The organism is Acinetobacter lwoffii (assembly GCF_024129735.1).
In the GTDB taxonomy this organism is placed as follows: Bacteria; Pseudomonadota; Gammaproteobacteria; order Pseudomonadales; family Moraxellaceae; genus Acinetobacter; species Acinetobacter lwoffii_H.
The window spans coordinates 1-23,382 of sequence record NZ_JAMXXK010000052.1; the positions used below are offsets into that span (position 1 = coordinate 1).

General features: G+C 42.8%; 20 protein-coding genes and 1 tRNA gene. 8 read left to right on the forward strand and 13 right to left on the reverse strand.

From position 1 onward, the window contains the following. Positions 1–141: 141 nt before the first annotated feature. From NI469_RS13140 to NI469_RS13160, 5 genes are all read right to left on the reverse strand, one after another. Positions 142–723: a DUF4112 domain-containing protein gene (locus NI469_RS13140; RefSeq protein ID WP_253175421.1), complete on the reverse strand. Its 582-nt coding sequence runs from the start codon at positions 721–723 to the stop codon at positions 142–144. A gap of 74 nt (positions 724–797) precedes the next feature. Continuing rightward, complete coding sequence (gene mgtE, locus NI469_RS13145; protein WP_253175423.1) at positions 798–2,138, reverse strand: magnesium transporter; 1,341 nt, start codon at positions 2,136–2,138, stop codon at positions 798–800. 163 nt (positions 2,139–2,301) lie between these two features. Next, a complete protein-coding gene (locus tag NI469_RS13150; protein WP_253175425.1) occupies positions 2,302–5,430 on the reverse strand; it encodes an efflux RND transporter permease subunit in 3,129 nt (1,042 codons plus the stop codon). A 172-nt stretch (positions 5,431–5,602) separates the two neighbouring features. Next, positions 5,603–8,698 (reverse strand): multidrug efflux RND transporter permease subunit, encoded by a 3,096-nt coding sequence (locus tag NI469_RS13155; protein ID WP_253175427.1) that lies wholly within the window; start codon positions 8,696–8,698, stop codon positions 5,603–5,605. A 257-nt stretch (positions 8,699–8,955) separates the two neighbouring features. Next, entirely contained in the window at positions 8,956–10,557 is a 1,602-nt protein-coding gene (locus NI469_RS13160; protein ID WP_121979611.1) for an isocitrate lyase, read from the reverse strand. Between the two features lie 662 nt (positions 10,558–11,219). Here NI469_RS13160 and NI469_RS13165 point away from each other — a divergent pair. The 3 genes from NI469_RS13165 to NI469_RS13175 all read left to right on the forward strand — a co-directional run bounded on the left by NI469_RS13165 (position 11,220) and on the right by NI469_RS13175 (position 14,004). Continuing rightward, positions 11,220–12,209 (forward strand): LysR family transcriptional regulator, encoded by a 990-nt coding sequence (locus NI469_RS13165; RefSeq protein WP_005103940.1) that lies wholly within the window; start codon positions 11,220–11,222, stop codon positions 12,207–12,209. A gap of 127 nt (positions 12,210–12,336) precedes the next feature. Next, positions 12,337–13,659 (forward strand): polyamine export protein PaeA, encoded by a 1,323-nt coding sequence (paeA, locus tag NI469_RS13170; protein WP_004280552.1) that lies wholly within the window; start codon positions 12,337–12,339, stop codon positions 13,657–13,659. Between the two features lie 66 nt (positions 13,660–13,725). Next, complete coding sequence (locus NI469_RS13175) at positions 13,726–14,004, forward strand: hypothetical protein (RefSeq protein WP_004645748.1); 279 nt, start codon at positions 13,726–13,728, stop codon at positions 14,002–14,004. A gap of 41 nt (positions 14,005–14,045) precedes the next feature. Here the strand turns inward: NI469_RS13175 and NI469_RS13180 are convergent, their stop codons facing one another. Further along, positions 14,046–14,552: a hypothetical protein gene (locus NI469_RS13180; protein WP_004280554.1), complete on the reverse strand. Its 507-nt coding sequence runs from the start codon at positions 14,550–14,552 to the stop codon at positions 14,046–14,048. 174 nt (positions 14,553–14,726) lie between these two features. Here NI469_RS13180 and NI469_RS13185 point away from each other — a divergent pair, with 174 nt between their 5' ends. The 3 genes from NI469_RS13185 to NI469_RS13195 all read left to right on the forward strand — a co-directional run bounded on the left by NI469_RS13185 (position 14,727) and on the right by NI469_RS13195 (position 16,489). Beyond that, positions 14,727–15,455 (forward strand): hypothetical protein, encoded by a 729-nt coding sequence (locus tag NI469_RS13185; RefSeq protein ID WP_121979612.1) that lies wholly within the window; start codon positions 14,727–14,729, stop codon positions 15,453–15,455. 170 nt (positions 15,456–15,625) lie between these two features. Beyond that, positions 15,626–15,711 (forward strand) — tRNA-Leu (locus NI469_RS13190). Positions 15,712–15,802: 91 nt separating this feature from the next. Further along, positions 15,803–16,489 (forward strand): hypothetical protein, encoded by a 687-nt coding sequence (locus NI469_RS13195; RefSeq protein WP_121979613.1) that lies wholly within the window; start codon positions 15,803–15,805, stop codon positions 16,487–16,489. Between the two features lie 30 nt (positions 16,490–16,519). Here NI469_RS13195 and NI469_RS13200 read toward each other — a convergent pair whose 3' ends face one another. From NI469_RS13200 to rlmE, 5 genes are all read right to left on the reverse strand, one after another. Beyond that, entirely contained in the window at positions 16,520–16,834 is a 315-nt protein-coding gene (locus NI469_RS13200) for a DUF5713 family protein (RefSeq protein WP_004280560.1), read from the reverse strand. Positions 16,835–16,942: 108 nt separating this feature from the next. Further along, positions 16,943–17,794 (reverse strand): dihydropteroate synthase, encoded by an 852-nt coding sequence (gene folP / locus NI469_RS13205; RefSeq protein ID WP_253175429.1) that lies wholly within the window; start codon positions 17,792–17,794, stop codon positions 16,943–16,945. A gap of 78 nt (positions 17,795–17,872) precedes the next feature. After that, positions 17,873–18,487: a GNAT family N-acetyltransferase gene (locus NI469_RS13210; RefSeq protein ID WP_121979614.1), complete on the reverse strand. Its 615-nt coding sequence runs from the start codon at positions 18,485–18,487 to the stop codon at positions 17,873–17,875. 105 nt (positions 18,488–18,592) lie between these two features. After that, a complete protein-coding gene (ftsH, locus tag NI469_RS13215) occupies positions 18,593–20,482 on the reverse strand; it encodes an ATP-dependent zinc metalloprotease FtsH (protein WP_004280565.1) in 1,890 nt (629 codons plus the stop codon). Between the two features lie 132 nt (positions 20,483–20,614). Next, positions 20,615–21,265, reverse strand: coding sequence for a 23S rRNA (uridine(2552)-2'-O)-methyltransferase RlmE (gene rlmE / locus NI469_RS13220; protein ID WP_004645756.1), 651 nt, complete (start codon positions 21,263–21,265; stop codon positions 20,615–20,617). Between the two features lie 195 nt (positions 21,266–21,460). Between rlmE and yhbY the strand changes: the two genes are divergently transcribed. After that, on the forward strand, positions 21,461–21,784 hold the full coding sequence (gene yhbY, locus NI469_RS13225) for a ribosome assembly RNA-binding protein YhbY (protein ID WP_004280569.1): 324 nt from the start codon (positions 21,461–21,463) through the stop codon (positions 21,782–21,784). Positions 21,785–21,795: 11 nt separating this feature from the next. Then, positions 21,796–22,335 carry a DOMON-like domain-containing protein gene (locus tag NI469_RS13230; protein ID WP_044109433.1) on the forward strand — a complete coding sequence of 180 codons (540 nt, stop codon included), beginning with the start codon at positions 21,796–21,798 and terminating at the stop codon, positions 22,333–22,335. Between the two features lie 148 nt (positions 22,336–22,483). On the opposite strand, the gene NI469_RS13235 is transcribed toward NI469_RS13230, so the two are convergent. Both NI469_RS13235 and NI469_RS13240 read right to left on the reverse strand, forming a co-directional pair. Continuing rightward, a complete protein-coding gene (locus NI469_RS13235; protein ID WP_004280572.1) occupies positions 22,484–22,705 on the reverse strand; it encodes a hypothetical protein in 222 nt (73 codons plus the stop codon). Between the two features lie 102 nt (positions 22,706–22,807). Continuing rightward, entirely contained in the window at positions 22,808–23,287 is a 480-nt protein-coding gene (locus NI469_RS13240; RefSeq protein WP_253175431.1) for a hypothetical protein, read from the reverse strand. Positions 23,288–23,382 lie beyond the last annotated feature (95 nt).

Below are 23,382 nucleotides of genomic sequence, written 5' to 3' on the forward strand. Positions count from 1 at the left end.
AAAAGGCAAAGGCAATGTCCGCGAGTAGTGAAAATTAAAGCACAAAAATATCCAAGAAAATGCCAGTCAATTTCTTAACTGACTGGCATTATGCAATTGCAGGCTTTTTTTATTGGATTCAATTATTCTTTAGCTGACCTATCATTGGCTGAACCATTGATACAGCGCCATAGCACCCCACCCGATCGCGAAGACAAATACAATCAGGAATAAAGTACCTAAAATATCGGGGATATGAATCCAGATCCAGGCCACCACGGGATTGCGCCAGAATGCAGATTGCTGTTGTTTGCGCTCCAGACTTTCATGCAAAAATGGATGCACCACATGCCGGTCACTGCTAATCTGATATTCCTCACGAATATGCAAGTGCACGACATCGAGTGCCTTGCGACTGGGCCGGATAAAAATATCAAAGACCGTGCCCGCCACCGGAATAAATCCTACTACCGCATCGATCGCCGCCATCTTCATCACTGGATTGAGTTTGGCACTCGGCACCCCGATCTGTTTGGCCTTATGAATGGCATAACAGGTCAATATAAAACCGGCAATATCTCCAGCAACCGGAATCGTACTCAAAGCCGCGTCTGCCCCTACTCCTTGCTTGGTAAACGGAATACGCACCACGGAATCCATCATATTGGCAAACTTGGCCAGATCACGTTCCAGACGTATTACCTCTTGTTGGCTTAGTTTTGGTTTTTGTTCAGGCTCAGGCATAGGTTATTCCAGAAATAATGCTGATTTTCTTGAGCATAAAGTATTTTTTCTACGCTGATGTATCAATCTGTGAATTAAAACAATAATTTGGAAGCAACGAATAAATACAGAATTACACCGGTAGCATCGCAGATGGAAGTCACCAACGGCGCCGAAGCACTGGCAGGATCAAGTTTGAGTTTATTTAAAATAAAAGGCAGACTCATGCCGATCAGGCAGCCCATCAACACAATCCCAAGCATGCTGATGGCCAGCACCACAGCGACCATGATATCTCCCCGGATATAACCGAGAATGGATACAGCAATCGCCATGGTGCCGCCTAAGCATAGCGCCACCAGAGATTCACGACTGAGCAGGTTAAACCAGTCCTTGAACTCGACATCGCCTGTGGCCAAGGCACGCACCATCAAGGTGGCTGATTGCGAACCGGCATTCCCGCCACTCCCCACCAAAAGCGGCAAGAAAAATACCAGCACGATATGTGCGGCAATGATCTCTTCAAAGTGTGCAATGCCGATTCCAGAGAGCAGACTGCCAAAAACCAGAATGACCAGCCAAAAGACCCGCTTCTGATACAGGGTCAAAATCGGGGCAGTTTTAAGGCTCATTTCAGTCAACGGCGTTACTGCACCCGACTTTAAAATATCTTCCGTGGTTTCGGCTTCGACAATGTCCATTGCATCGTCATAGGTGACAATTCCTAAGAGTTTTTGCTGTGCATCAACTACAGGCAGAGCAATAAAATCATAGTAGGCCAAGGCTCGAGCTACAATTTCCTGATCATCTGTTACTTGGGCAGAAATGACGTCACGTTGCATCACCTCGGCAATGCTCAGCTCAGGTAAGGCCTGTATGATCTGCCTTAAGGAAATCACACCGATCAGCCGTTTTTCTGCATCGACAATATATATCAAATACAGGGTTTCCTGCCCGGCGGCCACCACACGTAAAGCCTGTATCGCTTCATCCATGGTTAAATCGGGTGAGAGCGTCACAAAACTTGAGCTCATCATGGCACCCGCTGTACCTTCCGGATAGATGGCCAGATCTTTGAGTGTCTGCTGGGATTCTTCAGATAATGCGCCCATCAATTGCAGCTGTAGCGGCGGCGAAAACTGCTTATAAATATCGACAAAATCATCAGAGGGCATTGCGTCCAGAATGGGAACAAGTTCTGAAATAGATAAGTGCTGTGCCACGTTTAACTGCTGCCCTAGGGGCATAAAAGCATAGACCAAGCTCGGTTCACTCAGTTCCCTTAAAATTCGGGCCTGTTGCAGAGCATCTAAATGACTTAAAATGCGCGCCTGATCGGCGACATTCAGCTGACTAAGTAAGCCTACAGCGATGTCGTGATTTTCAGAATGTAATTGTTGTTGGATATTCTGGATTTTTTCTGAAATTGTCGGCATAAGCAGCTCATTATAAAAGTCTGGCATTCAAGAGATGTTTATCCTGATCCCTATGTATGCTAATTTTTTCATGTGAATAATTTTAATGATCATGCTGCAATATGACGATATTTTTTGTATAAATCAATTCCTCGATATTTAGCCAGAAAAAAGCCTGACTGAGTCAGGCTTGTTCACTTTCTAAAGATGGATGCTCTATCACCACTGATTTAGAAACCGTTTTTTTAACCATCAGACCACGGATCAATACATACATAAAGGGAATAAACAGCAGTACCAGTACAGTGGCAAATAGCACCCCACCAAAAACACTACTGCCAATCTCCTGCCGGCTGATTGCACTGACACCGGTGGCAAACATCAAAGGCAGTACGCCCGCTGCAAATGCAATGGAAGTCATGACAATAGGACGCAAGCGTAAGCCCGCAGCCATTATCGCGGCCTGAACCGGAGTATGACCTGTCCGCTCTGCTTGTGCAGCAAACTCTACAATCAAAATTGCATTTTTACAGGACAGACCGATAGTCGTCAGCAAGGCGATATGAAAGTAAATATCGTTCGCAAAACCAAACCAGACACAGAACAGAATACTTCCTCCCACGCCCAGAGGAATCGCGGTCAACACCACAGCAGGAATCGTCCAGCTTTCATAGAGTGCCGTTAAACATAAGAAAATAAAGGCAATCGAAATTAGATACAAGAAAATAGCTTGCCCACTGCTACGTTTTTCTTCTAAGGCGGCTCCACTCCAGGCCAAATTTACTCCGTCTTGTTCATCGACTAAAGCTTCGACATCTTGCATGGTTTGACTCGAAAATTGATCTTTGGGAATACCTGCATATACAGGCACGGCGTTATAGCCCATATAACGGTTGATACTATTCGGTCCACCTTGCCAATTCAGCGTAGTGAATTGATTAAACGATAACATTTCGCCTGTGCTATTACGAACATGCCAATGTGCCAAATCTTCAGGTTTAGAACGGAACTCCGCTTCGCCTTGCATGATGACCCGTTTGATTTGTCCACGATCAATAAAGTCGTTGATATAAGTACCACTCCAAGCCGCAGCCAACGTACTATTAAAACTTTGCTGAGGTACGGCATATTTGAGTAAACGTTCTACATCCAGTTTAATATTCAGCTCGGCACTTTCTTTGGGTACATCAAGTTGTAAATATTCAATCGATGATTTTGCTTTGGCACGAGTTTCAATCTCAGAGAAGGATTGCTGTAAAAACTCGCTACCCCGTGAATCTAGATCTTGTAACCAGAAGTCGACCACACGCCCATTACTTGACATAGAAGGTGCCATAAAGAAAATCTGGGCATTGGTATGATTGGCAAAGTGCTTTTGTGCACGATCTACAATAGCAAAGACGGTATCTTCAGGATTTTTACGCGCTGCCCAGTCCTTTAATACGACAAATAGCTGACCACGATAAGGCCCAACCCCAACATTGTTTCCGCTATACCAAATCCCAATGCTTTGAATGCGCTCAGATTCATGTTGCATTAAATAGTCCTGGACTTCACGCCCTACTTTTTCTATCTCAGAACGTGGTGCATTGCCCGGCATCACAATTTGACCCATGACAAAGCCCATATCTTCCGTTGGCATTAGCCCTTCGGGCAAGGTTTTATAAAGCCAGCCAAAGCCTAAAACACATATACTAAATACAGCCAACATCGTCATTTTAAACTGCATGCTACGTGCAGAAAGCTTTTGGTAACGTATGGTGAGCTTATCCATGCCACGATTAAAACGCTGTGCCCATTTTGGTTGATGTGGTTGACGTTTTAGCAGTTGCGCTGCAAATGTAGGGGTGATGATAAGTGCCACCAATAAAGAAAGTAGCATTGCCACGACCAACGTGATGGAAAACTGACGATAGATGACTCCTGTCATACTGCCAAAAAATGCCATGGGAATAAATACAGCAGTTAAGACCAAAGTAATCCCGATCAATGCACCGCTGATTTCCTTCATTGACTTTAAAGCTGCAGCCTGAGCATCCAAATGTTCTTCATGCATCAAACGTTCAATGTTTTCCACGACCACAATGGCATCATCGACCAACAGGCCAATCGCCAAAATCAGGGCAAACAAGGTAAAACTGTTTAAGCTCATTCCCAGTACATACAGCACCGCAAATGTGGCTAAAACTACAATCGGAATCGTGACTGCAGGAATAATAGTGGCGCGCCAGTTTTGCAGGAAGATAAACATCACCAAAACCACCAGTACCATCGCTTCGACCAAAGTTTTCGCGACTTGTTCAATTGAACTGGTAATAAATGGGGTTCTGTCCATGGTCATACGCAATTGATAATGTGCAGGCAAATTGGCTTGGGCATTTTTCAATACCGTTTGCATCTGCTCTGAAACCGCAATGGCATTACTCCGTGGCGCCAATTGGATCGATAACGCAGCGGATAAATGACCGTTGGTATAATTTAAATGGTTATAACTTTCTGCCCCCAACTCAACACGTGCGACATCTTTCAAGTACAGGACCGAACCTGAATCTGTTGTCTTCACAATAATTTTTTCAAATTCATGAATACTACTTAAACGTGATCCCGCACTAACCTTGGCATTCATGTATTGATCTTGTGCTGTTGGTAATCCACCAATAGAACCAGATACAAGAGGTGCATTTTGTGCCTCGACTGCATTGCGAATATCACTCGGCATCAGATTAAATTGGCGCAGTTTATGTGGATTGAGCCAAATGCGCATCGCATAGCCTGCGCCATAAAGCTCCACTTCACCCATTCCGTCAATACGGGAAAAACGCGGTTCAACATGCACCATTAAATAGTCAGCAAGCTCTGTAGGTGTCGCCTTCCCTGATTCATCATATAAACTCAGTAATGCAAATTGATCATAACCTTGTTTATAAACAGCCACTCCATTTTGCTGGGTTTCTTCAGGCAATCGACTTAGCACACCATTGACCGCATTTTGCACTTGCAACAGTGCCTGATCGAGATCTACTCCTTGCTCAAACGACAGTGTCAGATTTGCACGTCCCACGCTACTGTTGGACTGAAAGCTTTCCAAACCTTCAATGCCTTTCACCGCTTGTTCTAAAATTTGCGTGACCGATTGCTCAACGGTTTCCGCAGATGCACCACGATACCCCGCAGAAACCCCTAACGCAGGTGCATCCATATTCGGCATATGCTCAATCGGAATTTTTTGCAGTGCAAAAATTCCTAATACCATCATGATAATGGCGATGACGGCTGCAAATTTAGGTCGATAAATAAAAAAGCGTGACAACATGAATAAAAATCCCCATCAGATGCATTCTCACGACACATTCTTGTATGAATAGATGATTTTTATAGCAATTTTCACACCATGCTGAAAACGCAACCAGTCATTGGACGAGTTTTGGCGATAAAAAAATCCCCGTATAAACGGGGATTTTTCAGCTCTAGAGTTTTCCTTTATTTTAAGCACGCGATTTTTTGATGATGAGTCGACGAATTAAAACATACATAAATGGAATAAAAATCAGCACCAGCAATGTTCCAAAAATGACACCACCAAATACACTCACGCCAATTTCCTGACGACTCACCGCACCAGCGCCTGTAGCAAAGACCAGCGGTAAAATCCCTGCGCCAAAGGCCAAAGAAGTCATCAAAATTGGACGTAGACGTAAAGACGCACCTTCTAGTGCGGCTTCTACTACCGATTTACCTTGTTGCTGCGCTAATGAAGCAAATTCCACAATCAGAATGGCATTCTTACAGGACAGACCAATGGTAGTCAGCAAGGCAATCTGGAAATAGATATCATTCGGGAAACCAGCCAGATAACTGAAAATAATATTGCCGCCAATCCCGAGTGGAATAGCTGACATCACGGCGGTTGGAATGCTCCAGCTTTCATATAAAGCCGCCAGACAAAGAAAAATAAAACCAATTGAAATCAGATACAGCCAGATCGCCTGATTATTGGACTGTTTTTCCTCGAAAGAAAGACCGCTCCAGACCACATCCACCCCTTCCTGCTCGGCAATTAAAGCTTCCACATCTTGCATGGCCTGGCCGGAACTGCTGTCTTTGGCCCGATCGGCTTCCATTTGCAATGCGGTATACCCCATAAAGCGGTTGACCACTTCAGGACCACCACTCCAGCCCACTTGCGAGAAGTTACTGAAAGGCACCATCTGATTTTGGTCATTTCGTACATGCCACTGTGCCAGATCTTCCGGCTTGGAACGGAATTCAGCATCACCCTGCATGATCACCCGTTTAATCCGGCCGCGATCAATAAAGTCATTGATATAACTGCCGCCCCAAGCACTGGATAAGGTACTGTTAATCGCCGATTGGGTCAGGCCATTGGCCATGGCCTGTTTCTGGTCAATATTGACACGTAGTTCTGCTTTGTCAGGATTAGAACGCTTGCCCAGATTTTCAAAGCTCGTATAGTTGCCCGCCCGAGCTTCCAGCGCTTTAAATTGCTGTTCCAGATATTGCCGGCCATTGCCATTGATATCTCGAATCCAGAAATCCAGACCATCGGTTTGTCCCAGACCATTGACTGAAGCTGGCATGGACACGTTAATTTGTGCATTGCGATTACTTTGAAAATGCTTCAAGGCCCGTTCACGAATCGCTTGTGCAGTATTGTCCTGACCGGAACGCTCATCCCAATGTTTCAACGCTACAAAACCGGTCGCGAGGTTCTGACCAGTTCCAGAGAAATTTCGCCCATAACGGATCATCACCAGATTGACATTGGCTTGTTCCTGATCCAGAAAATACTTACGGACTTCCTCTCCGATCTGAATGGTATTTTTCATCGGGGCGCCTTCCTGCAATTTAATCTGCAGGCTCAAAATCCCCTGATCCTCACTCGGTAAGAAACTGGTCGGCAAGGCACGATAAAACAGTGCAAATATACCGATCAATCCGGCAAACAGCAGCAAACAGATCGCCTGACGCTGAATCGTGAGTTTAGACAGATTCAGATAACGATGTTTTAAATGCTCCAATTTCTGGTTAAACCAGGATGCCCATTTTGCCGGTTTAGGATTCGGTTTTAGAATAAGCGCGCACAATGCTGGGGTTAGAATCAATGCCACCATTAAGGACAGCGACATCGCAGCAACCAAAGTGATAGAAAACTGTCGGTAGATCACGCCAGTCGATCCGCCAAAAAAAGCCATCGGAATAAAGACTGCGGTTAAAACCAACGTAATCCCGATCAGTGCCCCACTGATTTCCTGCATGGATTCCAGGGCAGCGTCCTTGGCGGACAGTTGCTTTTCATGCATCAGCCGTTCGACGTTTTCTACCACGACAATGGCATCATCCACCAACAGGCCGATCGCCAGAACCAGCGCAAATAAGGTTAAGGTGTTGATACTCATACCCAGTGCATACAGCACCGCCATGGTACCCAAAATCACCACTGGAACAGTCACGGTAGGAATCAAGGTGGCACGCCAGTTCTGCAAGAAAATGAACATCACAATGATGACCAAAATCACGGCTTCGATCAGGGTTTTGACCACTTCTTTAATTGATTCTTGTACAAAGGGCGTATTATCACGTGGGTAGGCAATTTTATACCCGTCAGGCAATTGCTGGGAAATGCGGGCAATTTCAGCTTTAATCAGATCAGAGGTGGCAATGGCATTGGCCCCTGACGCCAGCGAAATACCTAACCCTGCTGATGGATAACCATTATTGGTACTATAAGACTGATAATTTTCAGCACCCAGTTCCACCCGGGCAATATCTTTTAAATAAATAAAGCTGCCGGCACGATCCGATTTAACAATAATATTCTGGAATTCTTCCACGGTTTTTAGTCGCGATCCCGAAGTGACTTTGGCATTCAGGTATTGCTCGTCTATGGCGGGAAGATCACCAATCGCCCCTGCCGCAACCTGAGTATTCTGGGCTTCAATCGCAGCACGCACATCGCTTGGCATCAGGTTATATTGTTTTAATTTTGCCGGATTCAGCCAGATCCGCATCGCATATTGTGAACCAAAAACATCAACCTCACCAATGCCTTCAATCCGGGAAATGTCCTGTTCCAGATGGGTCATCAGATAGTCGGAAAGTTCAATATTGTTGCTGCGCCCCGACTCATCATACAGGCTGATCACCATATGGGTATCGCCGAGCGATTTAAAGACATTAACACCTTGGCGTTGCACATCTTCTGGCAAGCGGTTCAGAACGCCATTAATCGCATTTTGTACCTGCACCTGTGCAGTATCCGGATCGGTACCATTTTCAAAACTAATACTGACCCGACTACGCCCTGAAGAATCACTACTCGAGCTGAAATACAGCAGATGATCAATGCCTTTGATTTGCTGTTCCAGCACTTGAGTCACGCTTTCTTCCACGGTTTCCGCAGAAGCGCCGCTATAAGTTGCTGCCACCGTTATCCTTGGCGGGGCAATGTCCGGATAACGTTCCACTGGCAGGTTCATTACTGCGAACAAGCCGATTGCCATGACAACAATCGCCAGTACCCCAGCAAAGATCGGGCGGTGGATAAAAAATTTAGACAGCATAAGTCCGGGTCACTTTTAATTAAATAGGGGTAAATTGATGCAGAACATAAGTATGCTATATCGAAATATTCAGTGACATAGCACTAGAATGCAAGAATTAAACACATAAAAACTGCGATAAAAACCAATCATGGAGAAATTATGGATAATCCCTCTTGAGCATATTCTTGAGATTGCTCTTCCCTATTTATTAATAGCATTTTTCCAAACAAAAAACCCTGCATCTGCAGGGTTTTTTGGTGAATCAATTGAGCGGATTAAGCGCTGAACTGGTTCATTGTGTTTTTAGAATCATCACCAGCTTTCAATGCATTGTCACCAGCGAAGATTTCTTTGTGGTCATCACCGATGTCAGAACCAGCCATTGCTTGGTGTTTAACACATGCGATACCGCCGCGGATTTCTTTACGTTGTACGCCAGCAACATAAGCCAACATACCTTCAGTACCGAAGTAACCTTGAGCAAGCTCATGAGTAGAAAGCGCAGCTGTGTGGTAAGTCGGAAGTGTGATCAAGTGATGGAACACACCCGCTTCACGAGCAGCGTCAGCCTGGAATGTACGAACTTTTTCGTCAGCTTCAGCAGCCAGTTCAGTTGCATCGTACTCAGCGCTCATTAACTTAGCACGGTCGTAAGCAGAAACGTCTTTACCTTCAGCAACCCAACGGTCATATGCTTGTTGACGGAAGTTTAAAGTCCAGTTGAACGAAGGCGAGTTGTTATAAACAAGTTTCGCATTTGGAACTGTTTCACGTACACGGTTAACCATGTGAGCAATTTCAGCAACGTTAGGCGTCGCAGTTTCGATCCAAAGCAGGTCAGCACCGTTTTGTAGGCTAGTTACACAGTCAAGTACGACGCGGTCGATTTGCGTGCCTTCACGGAACTGGTATAGACCAGAAGCAAGACGTTTAGGACGGTGAAGTTTACCATCACGCTTGATCAGGATTTCGTCTTCTTGCGCTTCTGAAATGTCGATTTCAGTTGTGTCTAAGTAGCTGATGTATTGAGAAGCGATGTCGCCTGGCTCTTTAACCACTGGGATTTTTTGAGTCAAGTCAGCGCCTTCAGAGTCAGTACGTGCAACAATAATACCGTCGTCAAGACCCATTTCCAGGAATGCATAGCGAAGAGCGTGGATTTTCGCGATGAAGTCTTCGTGTGGAACTGTTACTTTACCAGCTTGGTGACCACATTGTTTCGCGTCAGAAACCTGGTTTTCGATTTGTAGTGCACAAGCACCCGCTTCGATCATTTTCTTAGCAAGTAAGTAAGTCGCTTCTTCGTTACCGAAACCAGCATCGATATCCGCAATAATTGGCACAACGTGAGTTTGGAAGTTGTCGATTTGTGAAGTGATTTCAGCTGCTTTAGCAGTGTCACCCGCTTCTTGTGCTTTTTTAAGGGCACGGAACAAGTCGTTTAATTCTTTCGCGTCAGCTTGACGTAAGAAAGTGTAGATTTCTTCGATCAATGCAGGAACAGACGTTTTTTCGTGCATAGATTGGTCAGGAAGTGGACCGAATTCTGAACGAAGTGCTGCAACCATCCAACCAGAAAGGTAGATGTAGCGACGTTCAGTTGTACCGAAGTATTTTTTGTTCGCAATCATTTTTTGTTGCGCGATGAAACCGTGCCAACAACCTAGTGATTGAGTGTATTTGCTAGAGTCTGCATCATAAGCAGCCATATCACGACGCATAATTGCCGCTGTATATTTCGCAATGTCTAAACCAGTTTTGAAACGGTTTTGGATTTGCATACGCGCAGCATCTTCAGGACTGATGTCTGCCCAAGTGTTACCGAATTTCGCTTTTAATTCGCGGATTGCATCAATCGCTGTTTGGTATGTAGTCATGATATATTCCTGTAATAATATTAGGATTTTTCTGCAACGAACCGCTCAAATCACACCCTCAATGACTTGTTCAGATTTTCGACGATCCGTTGGGATAGCTAAAGATTAGTGGGCTTATGAAAATTAATCCAATAGTCTGCAAGAATCTTCAGTATTTATTTAAAAAATGAGTAGATCAAAGTCTTAGTACAATCTTAATGAATTATATTAATACACTGTTTTATATAAATTTATTTAAAAATAAAAATGGGTAAAATTTCCGCATGTTGCTTAAAAATAATTCATTAGACTTAAGTCTGGCCATGAGTTCTATGCCCCTTTATTTTTAAAAAATACTGATCTTTGATGATTTATTCAACTTAATGAATTTTTAATTTAGTTTACTTTTCACTCAAATCTTGAATACAAGAACAGCCTTTCTCATGTTCTTTTAAACCGAAAATATGGTTTTCATCCCAATCTATAAAAAAGGCTAAATGATGATCCATTTAACGTACATCTTTTTTCTTATGTACACTCGAAATAATGGAGCTTAAGCCTGTGTTAATTCTGTAAACTTTATCAGTGAGCACATGGCTTTTTTTCATCGGCGCTTTACACAAGGCCCGGCAATTATGGCATAATCATCATAATTTCTTGTATTTATTCTCGGTATTTCTTTTATGAATCTGGAGCGGGTCGATCTCAATCTATTAATTTATCTTGATGTACTTCTTCGCGAAAAAAATGTCACACGTGCAGCAGAACAATTGGGTGTTACCCAGCCTGCCATGAGTAATATTTTACGCCGATTACGCAATTTATTTAATGATCCCCTCCTGATCCGTTCTTCTGAAGGCATGACCCCAACCGAACGTGCTTTAGAATTACAACCACGTATTCGGGATGCCCTGGCTGACTTGTCGATGATTCTGGAACCACGTACCGAGTTCCGTCCTTATACCTCAAATCGTGTCTTCCGGATCATGACTTCGGATTATGCGGAAGCCACACTGGTTCCACGTCTCGTCAAAGCCCTACGTTCAGAAGCTCCAAATGTTGTTCTCGACTTCTTAACACCAAGTGATGTGTCGTATCGTGACATGGAACAAGGCAAGGTCGATCTGGCAATCAACCGTTTTAATGAAATCCCACAAAGTTTTCATCAGGTATTGGTCTGGCGTGACAGCTTTTCTTGTCTTTTAAATAACAAGCATCCTGCCGCAAGCAATTTAAACCTTAAAAGTTACCTGGATGCACAGCATATCTGGGTTTCTAAAACCGGTATGGGGGTTGGCTTCGGGGTCAATCCTGAAAAACAGGCCGGTTTAGGCTGGATTGATCAGGCTTTAGAGCGGATTGGCCAGAAACGTAAAATTTCGGTCTTTACCCGTCATTACCAGATGCCGGGTTTATTGGCTTCCAATGTCGACTTGGTCGCAACACTTCCTTCACGCATCGCACGCCTGCAAGCAAAGAATCACAATTTAATTCTAAAAGATCCGCCATTTTATATTCCGGAATTTGAATTGAAAATGGCATGGTGCCCTTTATTGCATCATCATCCGGCACATCGCTGGTTACGTCAGCTGATTTTGTATGTTGCGCGTCAAATGATTGAAGAAGAAAACCGTGAATTCCTGAGCAATAATTCTCAATTTTCACATTATTAAACTCAAAATCTTCTAAATTCTTATTTTTTAAGATTATACTTTGAAGACTTGAGCTGTCGTTGTTACACCTCAAGTCTTTTTTTGTGTTAAAAATATCCCAAGATACTATTCATCCACAGGTGGATTTGTGAGCCTCTTACAAAATATCGTGATTATCTTAATACTCATCACGGGGGCCGGTTTTTTATCTTTAACTGAAATCGCCCTCGCTGGTGCCCGTAAAGTCAAACTCAAAATTCTGGCTGAGTCGGGTGATCATCGCGCTCAAAAAGTTTTAGATCTACAAGAAAATTCTGCGGACTTCTTTGCAGCCTCTCAAATTGGTTTAAATGCAGTTGCCATTCTCGGCGGTATTTTAGGTGAAGGTGCCTTCCGCCCTTATATTTATAATTTTGTTTCCCGCTTTTACCAAGGACCTTGGGCTGACAATATTAGCTTTGCGCTCTCCTTTACTGTCGTCACTTCATTATTTATTTTATTTGCGGACCTGATGCCGAAACGTCTGGCCATGATTGCGCCAGAAAAGATCGCAGTCTCAGTCATCGAGCCAATTCAGATTTTCATTAAAGTCTGTAAACCTTTGGCATGGTTCATTAACGCGATTGCCAATATGCTGTTCCGTCTGTTTAAAGTGAATACCATCCGGGATGACAATATTACTTTTGATGATATTTCTGCAGTGATGGATGCAGGTGCGCAGGCAGGCGTGCTCCAGAAACAGGAGCATCATTTCATTGAAAATGTATTCGAGCTGGAAGAGCGTAACGTGCCTTCGAGTATGACTACACGTGAAAATGTGGTGTTCTTCACCTTGAATGAACCGGAAGAAAGTATTCGGCAAAAGCTGGCAGAATATCCTTATTCCAAATTTCTGGTATGTAGCAATGACATCGACAGTGTGATTGGCTATGTCGATGCCAAAGACATTCTGGTGCGTATTCTGAACAACCAGTCGCTGCTGCAGCTCAATGAAAATACCATCCGTAATGTGTTGACCATTCCTGACACTTTGACCTTATCGGAAGTTCTGGACCGTTTCCGTTCCACCAAGGAAAAGTTTGCCGTCGTCATTAATGAATATGCGCTGGTCGTTGGCGTGATTACCCTTTCTGATATTATGATTACCGTGATGGGTGACTGGGTGACGCCTATTGAAGCCGATCAGCAAATTATTAAACGTGACAATAATTCCTGGCTGATTGAAGGCAGCACGCCGATTGAAGACATCAAGCATGCGCTTGAAATTGATGAAATGCCTGATGATGAGAACTATGAAACCATCGCTGGCTTCATGATGTATAAATTACGCAAGATTCCACGTCCTGCAGATGCCGTGATATTTGGTGCTTATAAGTTTGAAGTGGTGGATGTCGATCATTTTAAAATTGACCAGTTGCTGGTGACCCGCCTAATCGAAACCAATTCAGTTATTCAAGAAGAATCAGATTAATCTGGTTCTTCTTTTTAGCCCTCTATTCAAAAAATTATTCTAATAAAAAAATCCATAAGGTGAGTGATGAATATTTCTGCATTATTGGCATGTCTGTTTTTTTATTCAGCCCTGTATTTGTTTTACTTCTTCTTTGCCAAACAACAGAATCCCCTGCTTTTACTCGCAGCCATCATTCTGATGGTTTTAACAGTTTTCATTATTCCCTACCCGCATGAACGTCGCCGTCAAGGTTTCGACTCGACCTTGAGATTTGGAGAGTATTTTTATTGGCCATTAATCACGTGGTGGCGTTTATTTATTCTGCCCATCAGCTGGCTGATTGCACTGATATATCGTGATTAAAAAAGCACCTTTGGGTGCTTTTTTTTAGATCTAGTTATAGCTTAGATTTTTGCTAATAAAGCCTCAAGAACGGCTTGATAGTGAATCTGGATATCATCTTCTAAAATTTTGTAGGCATTATCGAATTGCACCATTGGCCAGCCTTCTTTCCAGAATGGGAAAATATTATGCAGGTCATGGGTGACAATGGCATCTTCACGCACAATTGCTTGGGCAATTTGTGACAGCACTTGCGCAGTTTCAGCGCCATCAATCGCCATATAATCAATACCGCGCGCTTTTAAAATACGGATTCGGTCTTTTTTATAACGGATTTTTTTGATTTGTGCTGCATTCAGACCCAAAGCCAAAGATACGGCTTCGACAAATTTGTCTTCAAATGACTGATTCAATGCTACTAAGGCTGCTTTATGCGCTTCCTGACGACCAGCTTTACCACCCTGACGAATTGCTGCTTGCGCCTCAGTATTTAGCTCATCCTTTTTCATACTTTGCAGGATGTCTAAAATTTCGATGTCGCTTAACGCCTGAGGAGATTGATCAGTCATAAACTGTCCTTAAAAAAATAAATCTTGAATCGGCTATTTTCGCATAATTCGTGGCTAAAAAATCAAAATCTTCATGATTAAAACAGCGCTACGACCTGAAACTGCATTTCTTCTGCGATTTTGCGCAAAATCGACTATAGTGCTTCATCTATATATTAAATTAATCTCTGGATGATGCCCCCTACGCAAGTGACTTTGTTGCTGCAGCAACTTAAGCGCCAATATCCGACTGCATTTAAAGGAAATTACCTGTTTTACAGTCAGATTAAAATCCGTGGAATCTGGGATAAAGCCAAGCTCTTCATTCCTTGGGCCTTGGCCGCCATGATTTTTGTTCCCATCAGTTTGATGTTAGGAGATCTGGTACAGCAATCTTTTGTGCAAATCAGTGAATTTCAGGCACAGAGTTATGCCATTTTGGCCATTCTACTGTTCCTGATGTTGAGTCAGACCTTGATTCTGTACCAGATTCAGCATTCTTCTTATTCGCTGTATCAGTTATTACGGCATACTCCAATCAAGATGGCTATTGTGATTCTATTGCAAGCCTTAAATCCGGTCTTTATACAAAGCAGTTTGCTGATGTGGAGCTTATTCTTCTTTGGCGTGAGCTTTGGCTTTGTGCGCTTTTATCGGGAAAATTTATTCAAGGAAAATAGCAAAAATACTGAGCACTATCAGCTACAACAATTACGTAAAATCTGTTTTTGGGCTTATAAACAGACCTGTCTGATCCGACTAAAATTACGTTTTTATTCAAGCCATGATCCTCGGCATGCCGAACTAAAACAGCAATTAAATCACTATGCCGGGTTATATACGCGGCTGCTGAAATATGAGCATCAATATTGTAAAACGATCAAGCATCTAGATGTCGACAGCTATCTGGATGAAAATTCATAGTTCTCTCTATCCTTTTTCATTGGCCATCTTAAAGATCTGCAAATATTGAATTTTAAAAAACGTTGATTTGCTGATTTTTAGAATAGAAGCCACGGAATTGCTTGAAAAGAAAGCAATCATTTCGGAATTTGCTTGCCAAGCTTTATTTCGTCCTCTATTATTGCGCACATGCCCGAGTGGTGAAATCGGTAGACACAGGGGATTTAAAATCCCCCGCCCACAAAGCGTGCCAGTTCGAGTCTGGCCTCGGGCACCATTTTAATATTTATTAAAATGGTGCAATAAAAAAACCAGCATTAGGCTGGTTTTTTTGTGCCTGAATTTTATTCTTTTAGCGCGAAATCCCCATGTCAGAATTAAAACACTTTGATCTCGCTACATTACAATTACGTCATCCAGACGCTTTTTTCCTTAAGCTGCGTTATAGCCGCTTTAAATTTAATGCCTTGCAAAATATCCAGTTTGTTATCGCGATTAATTTACTGTCCCTTCTGGTCTGTGTAGCCTGTAGTCTCAGCTCCGTATTTCTGGAATATTATTTTTTCAAGAATGCCACGATTGCCTTTAATGTCACCTTAATTGTGCTGATGGCACTGCTTTATCCTTATATCTGGCATGCACAATATCAGGCGCAATTCAGCTCCAAAGTCTATAGTCAGCGTTTGCAAAATTGTCTCTATCTGCAAATTCCAATTTTTCTGAGCTTATTGCTCAACCTTTATCTGATTCATTCGGATGTACTGGTCATCATTAGTATGATCATTTTAGCGATTTCTTCCTTTGGGGTGGTCATCCTGGAACCTTTATTTAAAAGTTCCTGTAGTGCGATTGACCAGATCAGGTTGCAGAAACTCCGACAACTGGCTTTTTGGGCTTATCAACAATCCAAATCAAAAACACCACAACAGATTCAAGGTCAATCGAATCTACAGGCTTATTACCAAAACCTTTATCAGCAATGCATGAATGAAGAGCAACAATTACTCGGCTCAATTCGCTTTAATAGCTTTAAAGATTATTTGAACAGACAATAAAAAACCCTGCATCTGCAGGGTTTTCTTAAATCACCATTCACGATTGGTAATCAGTTCTTCCATTTCAATCTCGAACAGGCCGTGCTCTTGCACCACCATCATCATGGCTTCGGCAATATAATCCGCGGCAGTATCATCCAGAGACGAATCCAGATCTTCGAACTGAGGTTTCATGATATTGATATCAGCCACAGTCAGATTGGCAAGCTGGTAAATTTCTTGATCTGACAAACCTGATTTAGCGACTTTTTGGGCAAAACGTTCGATGTGCTGCTTGATTTCAGCAACCAGAATATCGGGATAATACTCATCATCGAACATGGGGAGAAGTAAATCTGCAAACATTACAGGCACTCTAAAGGATGACTATCTAATCTAAGCGTGCCTATATAGCATATTGTTGCTTAAAAGCCAAACAACATTGCCAATGTAGGGATTTCCCAGCCTCGATTTTTAAACCATTTGCATAGCTTGCCAGACTTTAATCGCATCGGCTGTGACTTTAACATCATGTGCCCGTACCATACATGCACCCTGCTGAATACTCAACAAATGCGCTGTTGCTGAACCCACTGCACGCTCTTGTGGTTCTGCCCCATCCAAAACTGCTCCGATAAAGCGTTTACGTGATAAAGCAGACAAAATCGGATAGCCCATTTCTGTCAATTTATAAAACTCTTGCAACAGCTTTAAATTTTGCTGGGCATTTTTAGCGAAACCAAAACCTGGATCAATCATGATATTTTCCGCTTTTACTCCAACATCTAAAGCATCCTGAACACGTTGGGATAACTCGCGTATCACATCTTTAGTGACATCCTCATATTGATCCAGATTGTTCATGGTGGTCGGCTCACCGCGCATATGCATGATGATCACTGGAATATTGAGTTCTGCTGCGGTCTGCAATGCATTCGGCCGAGTCAAAGCACGGACATCATTCCAGATATGTGCTCCGGCCCGAACCGCTGCGCGTATGACTTCAGGTTGCGACGTATCAATCGAGAGAATGACCTTATGTTTAGCCAGTTCTTCCACCACAGGCACTACGCGGCGAATTTCTTCTTCCACTTCTACCACTGCGGCACCTGGACGGGTCGATTCACCGCCAATATCAATCACGGTCGCGCCTTCAGCGATCATTTCAAGCGCACGTGAGACTGCATCTTCTTTGTGATTATGCCGACCACCATCACTAAAAGAGTCTGGGGTGACATTGAGAATCCCCATCACATGCGGCTGGGATAAGTCCAATTTTAAATCACCAAATGTCCATACATGTGGTAACAAAGGCATCAGCTGCATGATTCAATACTCACTCAAAATAACCCCGATATTGTCTTATGGATCGCTGAATAAAGCAAAGTGGAATAAGGCTAGGACCTAGATTTCGAAGTAATTGTTTTGGGAATATTGCATCAGTCTAGTTTGTAATAATGCTTTCACATCTGCCCATTCACTTTCTAAAATACTATAGATATAGCTATCTCGAATAGTCTGTCCATCTTTACGTAGCATATGACACCTGATAATGCCATCTCGTTTGGCACCTAATGCCTCAATCGCTTTTTGGCTGGGAAGATTCAAATGATCAGTTCGAAAGCCGACCACCTGAGCATTTAAATTTTCAAAAGCATGTCTTAACAAAAGATATTTACAAACGCGATTTACATAAGCTCTGTGATAGCGCTTGGCATACCAGGTATAACCAATTTCAAAACGTGAAATTTCCGCTTTAATATCATGATAACTGGTGGTTCCAATTGCTTGGCCGGAGTTTAAATCAATTACGGCAAAAACCATTCTTTCACCTTGAGCCTGTTGTTCGAAAGCTTGAGAAAAATATTTTTTTAAGTTATGCAGATAAGGCACCGAATTATATAAAATCTTACCTAAATTTTCTTCAGCGCATGCAACCACTAAATCAGAAAAATGTTCCCAGCTCAACGGTTCAAGACGAAGCTGGTAAACACTGGATTCCAGAACAGGCATATTCATTTTTGTTTTTCTTATTCATTTTTAATCGCTCAATATAACACTCAAAAAGATATGACAAAAATGACAAGCATAAAAAACCACCCGAAGGTGGTTTTTTTATTGAGCTTAGTTCGCTGGCAATGGCGGAGGAGTCAACGGACCATCATCTGGCGTTACATCAATCACAGGATTATCTGCAACATAGACTTTTGGTGGCTGAGGCTCACGACCTTCCATGATGTCACGGATTTGATCACGATCAATGGTTTCCCATTCCATCAAGGCTTTCACCATCGCATGGGCAATATCTTTTTTGCTCTCCAAGATATCACGTGCAATTTTATATTGTTCATCCAGAATTCGACGAATTTCACGATCGACTTCTAGTTGTGTAGTTTCCGAAATACTGCGGCTACCAATACTGCCCATGAAAGATTGCTGTGCATCTTCTTCATAGACCATAACACCAAGTTTGTCCGACATACCGTACTTGGTTACCATCGCACGCGCCATTTTGGTTGCACGTTCGAAGTCATTTGAAGCGCCGGTCGACATCTGGTTAATGAAGACTTCTTCAGCAATACGGCCACCAAACAAAATCGAAAGTTCATTCAACATTTTGTCTTTGTAATGGCTGGTCTGGTCAAATTCAGGCAGCTGCCAGGTAACACCTAAAGCCCAGCCACGTGGCATGATTGTCACCTTATGCACAGGATCTGTACCTGGCAAGCTTTCAGCAACAATCGCATGCCCTGCTTCATGATAAGCCGTCGCACGACGCTCTTCATCACGAAGTACCATCGATTTACGCTCAGGACCCATATACAGCTTGTCTTTTGCATCTTCAAAGTCATGCATATCGACGGTGTTTTTGTTACGGCGTGCAGCAAATAAAGCAGCTTCATTCACCAGGTTTGCTAATTGCGCACCCGAGAAGCCCGGTGTACCACGTGCAAGAACTTTAACATCCACACCTGTCACTGAAGGCAATTTTTTCAAATGTACATTCAGGATTTGTTCACGACCTTTAATGTCTGGCAAACCAACCACAACTTGACGGTCAAAACGGCCTGGACGAAGAAGTGCTTTATCCAGTACATCTGCACGGTTGGTTGCAGCAATCACGATAATGCCTTCATTGCCCTCAAAGCCGTCCATTTCAACCAGCATCTGGTTCAGTGTCTGTTCACGTTCATCGTGACCACCACCAGTACCTGAACCACGATGACGACCGACTGCATCAATCTCATCAATAAAGATGATACATGGCGCATGACGTTTTGCCTGTTCAAACATGTCACGTACACGGGATGCACCGACACCGACAAACATCTCAACGAAGTCAGAACCTGAAATACTAAAGAATGGAACTTTCGCTTCACCGGCAATGGCTTTGGCAAGTAAGGTTTTACCCGTACCTGGAGGACCCACCATTAACACACCACGTGGAATACTCGCACCCAGACGTTTAAATTTGGTTGGATCTTTCAGGAAATCTACGATTTCAACGACTTCTTGCTTGGCTTCGTCACAACCGGCAACATCAGTGAAAGTGACTTTAATCTGGTCTTCAGACAGCATTTTGGCTTTAGATTTACCAAAACTCATTGGGCCGTTTTTACCACCTGCACCGCCACCCATGTTGCGCATAAAGAACATGAATAACAAAATGATTAAAAGTACAGGGAAACTTGCAATAAGCAACTGCATGAGCAAGCCTTGACGTTGTGGTGCTTCACCTTCGACCACAACATTATTTTTAATCAGGCTTGGCATCAGTTCAGGATCCTGAACTGCCGGACGAATACTTTCAAACTCTGAACCGTTCGATTTTTCGCCACGAATTCTTTCGCCGTCAATCACAACTTGTTTAATTTGGCCAGCATTGACCGCGGCAACAAACTCTGAGTAGTTCATTGTAGTCGGTTGATTGCGGTCACTGACGTTGCTGAAGATTAACACCAGCACACCCAGTATCACGAGCCACAATACGGCATTCTTAAAAAGATCGCTCAAAGCTTTATTCCCATTCCAATCTAATTTGATCATGCCCTGTTCAGGGTGACCTTAATACTTAAGCTGTAAATCAACTTACAATTATCTGAAAACGTACAAAATGCACAATTTTTAACGACTTGGCAAGTAGACTTATTTTAAAGCCTTCTTACGTCCCTGCCCGATCAGGAAAACTTCCTTGGAACGAGCACGTGATGCCAAAGGTTTAGATGTTTTCAGAACATCAAAACTATCAACCACTTGCTTACGGAATTCGTCAAAACCTGAGCCTTGGAAAACTTTTACCACAAATTGACCTTTGGGGCCTAGCACCTTATTGGCAAAATCCAGTGCAAGTTCACACAAGTAAATCTGACGCGGTTGATCTACAGCCTTATTACCTGATGTATTGGGGGCCATATCTGAAATTACAACGTCTACAGTACGACCATCTAAAATTTCTAACAATTGCTGGAAGACTTCTTCTTCACGAAAGTCGCCTTGCAAGAAAGTCACATCAGGTAATGCATCCATTGGTAAAATGTCAGATGCAATCAATAAACCCTTGTCACCGACTAGCTTACCTGCGATTTGTGACCAACTCCCGGGAGCTGCACCCAAGTCGACTACAGTCATGCCGGGTTTGATGATCTTGTACTTTTCTTGCATCTCTAAGAGCTTATATGCTGCACGCGCACGATAGCCGTCCTTTTGCGCCTTTTTCACATAAGGATCGTCTAAATGCTCTCTCATCCAATCACGACTACTTTTAGATAACTTTTGGTTGGTAATGCGTGTAGCCATAACTCTCTAAATAAAAAAACGTCCAATTATTAATTGTACGTGAAAAAGACATATTTTGCAGTATACATGTGTATCTAAATCTAGGAGTTTTGCTCGTTATGAAGAGATATTGGAAATGATTATTTCCTGATAATTTAAAGCGTTTGTTTTTTGCTTTTGCTATACTAAGCCGTTTTAAAATTCAGGTTATCTCTCATGGCGTCTTTATCTATTCAGGAACGTAAGCGTTTACGTCAAATCGGACATGCTTTAAACCCGGTCGTTATGCTGGGTGACAAAGGCCTGACTGAAAATGTCATCGAAGAATTGGCGCGTGCTTTAAACGATCACGAACTGATTAAAGTAAAAATCGTAGCTGAGGATCGTGAAGCGCGTGCAGCATTGATTGCTGAAATTTCAGAAGCGACTGGTGCCGAAGTAGTTCAAACTATTGGTAAAATTGCGCTGCTTTACAAGAAAGCTGCGAAACAAAACCAAAAATTGTCCAACCTTGTCCGTTTCGCTCATCTGTCTAACTAAGTACAGGACTTATGGCAAGTTACGAACTTAGCGCATTTGATCGCCGTTTTCAGGCCATCTCTCTGGTTGCCGCCATTGAACAGCAAGGCCCATACAATTTAAATGTGGGCTTCTGGATCCGTGATCCCAATCAGTACATCTTGTGGCCCGACATGGTGACGGCACATCCCCGTCAGGATTTCCTGTGGGAACAGACCTGCTTTGAAATTTTTATTGGGGTTCAGGGCGAAGATTTTTATCGTGAGATTAATCTTTCCCCTTCTCAGGCCTGGCAGGCTTATCAATTCGAAGAATACCGCTATCCTGAAGATATGCCCCCCCAAGCTGCGGATGATATTGAGCTGAACCAGCTCAAACGTACGCATTATGGTCTCAATGTCAGTGTGGATCTGACTGATTTTATGGCAACACATAAACTGAAATGGGAAAACTTGTTCCTGGGTTTATCTGCTGTTTTAAAAACCTCACAAGGTGATCAATACTATGCCATGCAGCATAGTAGTCCTCAGGCAGATTTTCATAATAAACGTGACTGGTTGCATGTATTTTAAATAGATTGACGCTGTGCATCAGCTATTTAAAGTGTAACAGGCGAATAAAACGTGAGACTTAAAGTCTCACGTTTTTGTTTATTGCTCAAAAATGATTGATCCTCTGTATAATTATTTTAGATTTTTTATTGTTTTCAACGTTCATATTTTAATGATGTAGATGATGCTGCTCCTGAATAGATTTCACAGCAGCATAAAGAATAAAAGCAAAAGTAATGATCATCAGAAGAATGGTCCCAAACACCAGTCCCAGCACTCCCAAACATAATACGATTACACCTAGATAAAGTATGCGCCCCAATCCGCTTTCCAGATTCAGTAGCATGATCAATATCAGTAAAATAAGTACACCTACAAAATGCTGTTGCATCGTGACCCCCTTTAATTGTTATTGTGAGTCCGTTTTGCTGCATAAAGACAAAGGAGAACATTTGATTGTTCTCCTTTTTAAATAGCGGCCTTTCAGCGCAGCCTAACTTTTCAGCTCAGGACTTTTGTCCGAGCTCTCTGTTTTCACCACGGGTTTGACTTTTTTCAGTACTTCAATGGTACTGTCCTTAGAACGTTTAAAAGTATCGGTCAGATGTTCCTTATGCTTGGTCGAAATCTGACTGACATCCTCTTTCAACTCTTTACCCAGATTAGATAAGTCTTCGACGACAGCGTTGAATTCTGTCTTGATAAAGCTTTTCAGTTCAGTTAATTCTTTCTGCGAACCGAAAATCTGCTCCTTCAAAGTATCAATACGCTGTAACACCTCCTGCTTAAATTGACGCAATTGTTCCTGCACAGTGTCGCTTAACTGCTTGGCTTCAACTTCAAGCTTTTCCTTACTTTCCTCGATGGTTCCAATTGCCTGATCTTTAGCCTCGACTGCTACTTTTTCAAGCTTCTCGGCAGTTTCAGTGACCACGCTCGGAGTGATTTTTTTAGATGTATAGGACTTACGCATTGAGGGATTTAAAAAAGTCTCAAACTACTTTATAACGTATCTGTGATCAGACGAACTAAACATGCTTCTACAGCAACTTGTACATTACCCATTTA

Coding starts and splice junctions, on each gene's coding strand:
- NI469_RS13155 (WP_253175427.1), bottom strand. CDS start 8,698: ATGCTGTCTAAATTTTTTATCCACCGCCCGATCTTTGCTGGGGTACTG.
- NI469_RS13150 (WP_253175425.1), bottom strand. CDS start 5,430: ATGTTGTCACGCTTTTTTATTTATCGACCTAAATTTGCAGCCGTCATC.
- NI469_RS13240 (WP_253175431.1), bottom strand. CDS start 23,287: ATGCGTAAGTCCTATACATCTAAAAAAATCACTCCGAGCGTGGTCACT.
- NI469_RS13160 (WP_121979611.1), bottom strand. CDS start 10,557: ATGACTACATACCAAACAGCGATTGATGCAATCCGCGAATTAAAAGCG.
- yhbY (WP_004280569.1), top strand. CDS start 21,461: ATGGCGTCTTTATCTATTCAGGAACGTAAGCGTTTACGTCAAATCGGA.
- folP (WP_253175429.1), bottom strand. CDS start 17,794: ATGCAGCTGATGCCTTTGTTACCACATGTATGGACATTTGGTGATTTA.
- NI469_RS13175 (WP_004645748.1), top strand. CDS start 13,726: ATGAATATTTCTGCATTATTGGCATGTCTGTTTTTTTATTCAGCCCTG.
- rlmE (WP_004645756.1), bottom strand. CDS start 21,265: ATGGCTACACGCATTACCAACCAAAAGTTATCTAAAAGTAGTCGTGAT.
- mgtE (WP_253175423.1), bottom strand. CDS start 2,138: ATGCCGACAATTTCAGAAAAAATCCAGAATATCCAACAACAATTACAT.
- NI469_RS13235 (WP_004280572.1), bottom strand. CDS start 22,705: ATGCAACAGCATTTTGTAGGTGTACTTATTTTACTGATATTGATCATG.
- NI469_RS13140 (WP_253175421.1), bottom strand. CDS start 723: ATGCCTGAGCCTGAACAAAAACCAAAACTAAGCCAACAAGAGGTAATA.
- NI469_RS13185 (WP_121979612.1), top strand. CDS start 14,727: ATGCCCCCTACGCAAGTGACTTTGTTGCTGCAGCAACTTAAGCGCCAA.
- NI469_RS13195 (WP_121979613.1), top strand. CDS start 15,803: ATGTCAGAATTAAAACACTTTGATCTCGCTACATTACAATTACGTCAT.
- NI469_RS13210 (WP_121979614.1), bottom strand. CDS start 18,487: ATGAATATGCCTGTTCTGGAATCCAGTGTTTACCAGCTTCGTCTTGAA.
- NI469_RS13230 (WP_044109433.1), top strand. CDS start 21,796: ATGGCAAGTTACGAACTTAGCGCATTTGATCGCCGTTTTCAGGCCATC.
- NI469_RS13180 (WP_004280554.1), bottom strand. CDS start 14,552: ATGACTGATCAATCTCCTCAGGCGTTAAGCGACATCGAAATTTTAGAC.
- NI469_RS13165 (WP_005103940.1), top strand. CDS start 11,220: ATGAATCTGGAGCGGGTCGATCTCAATCTATTAATTTATCTTGATGTA.
- NI469_RS13200 (WP_004280560.1), bottom strand. CDS start 16,834: ATGTTTGCAGATTTACTTCTCCCCATGTTCGATGATGAGTATTATCCC.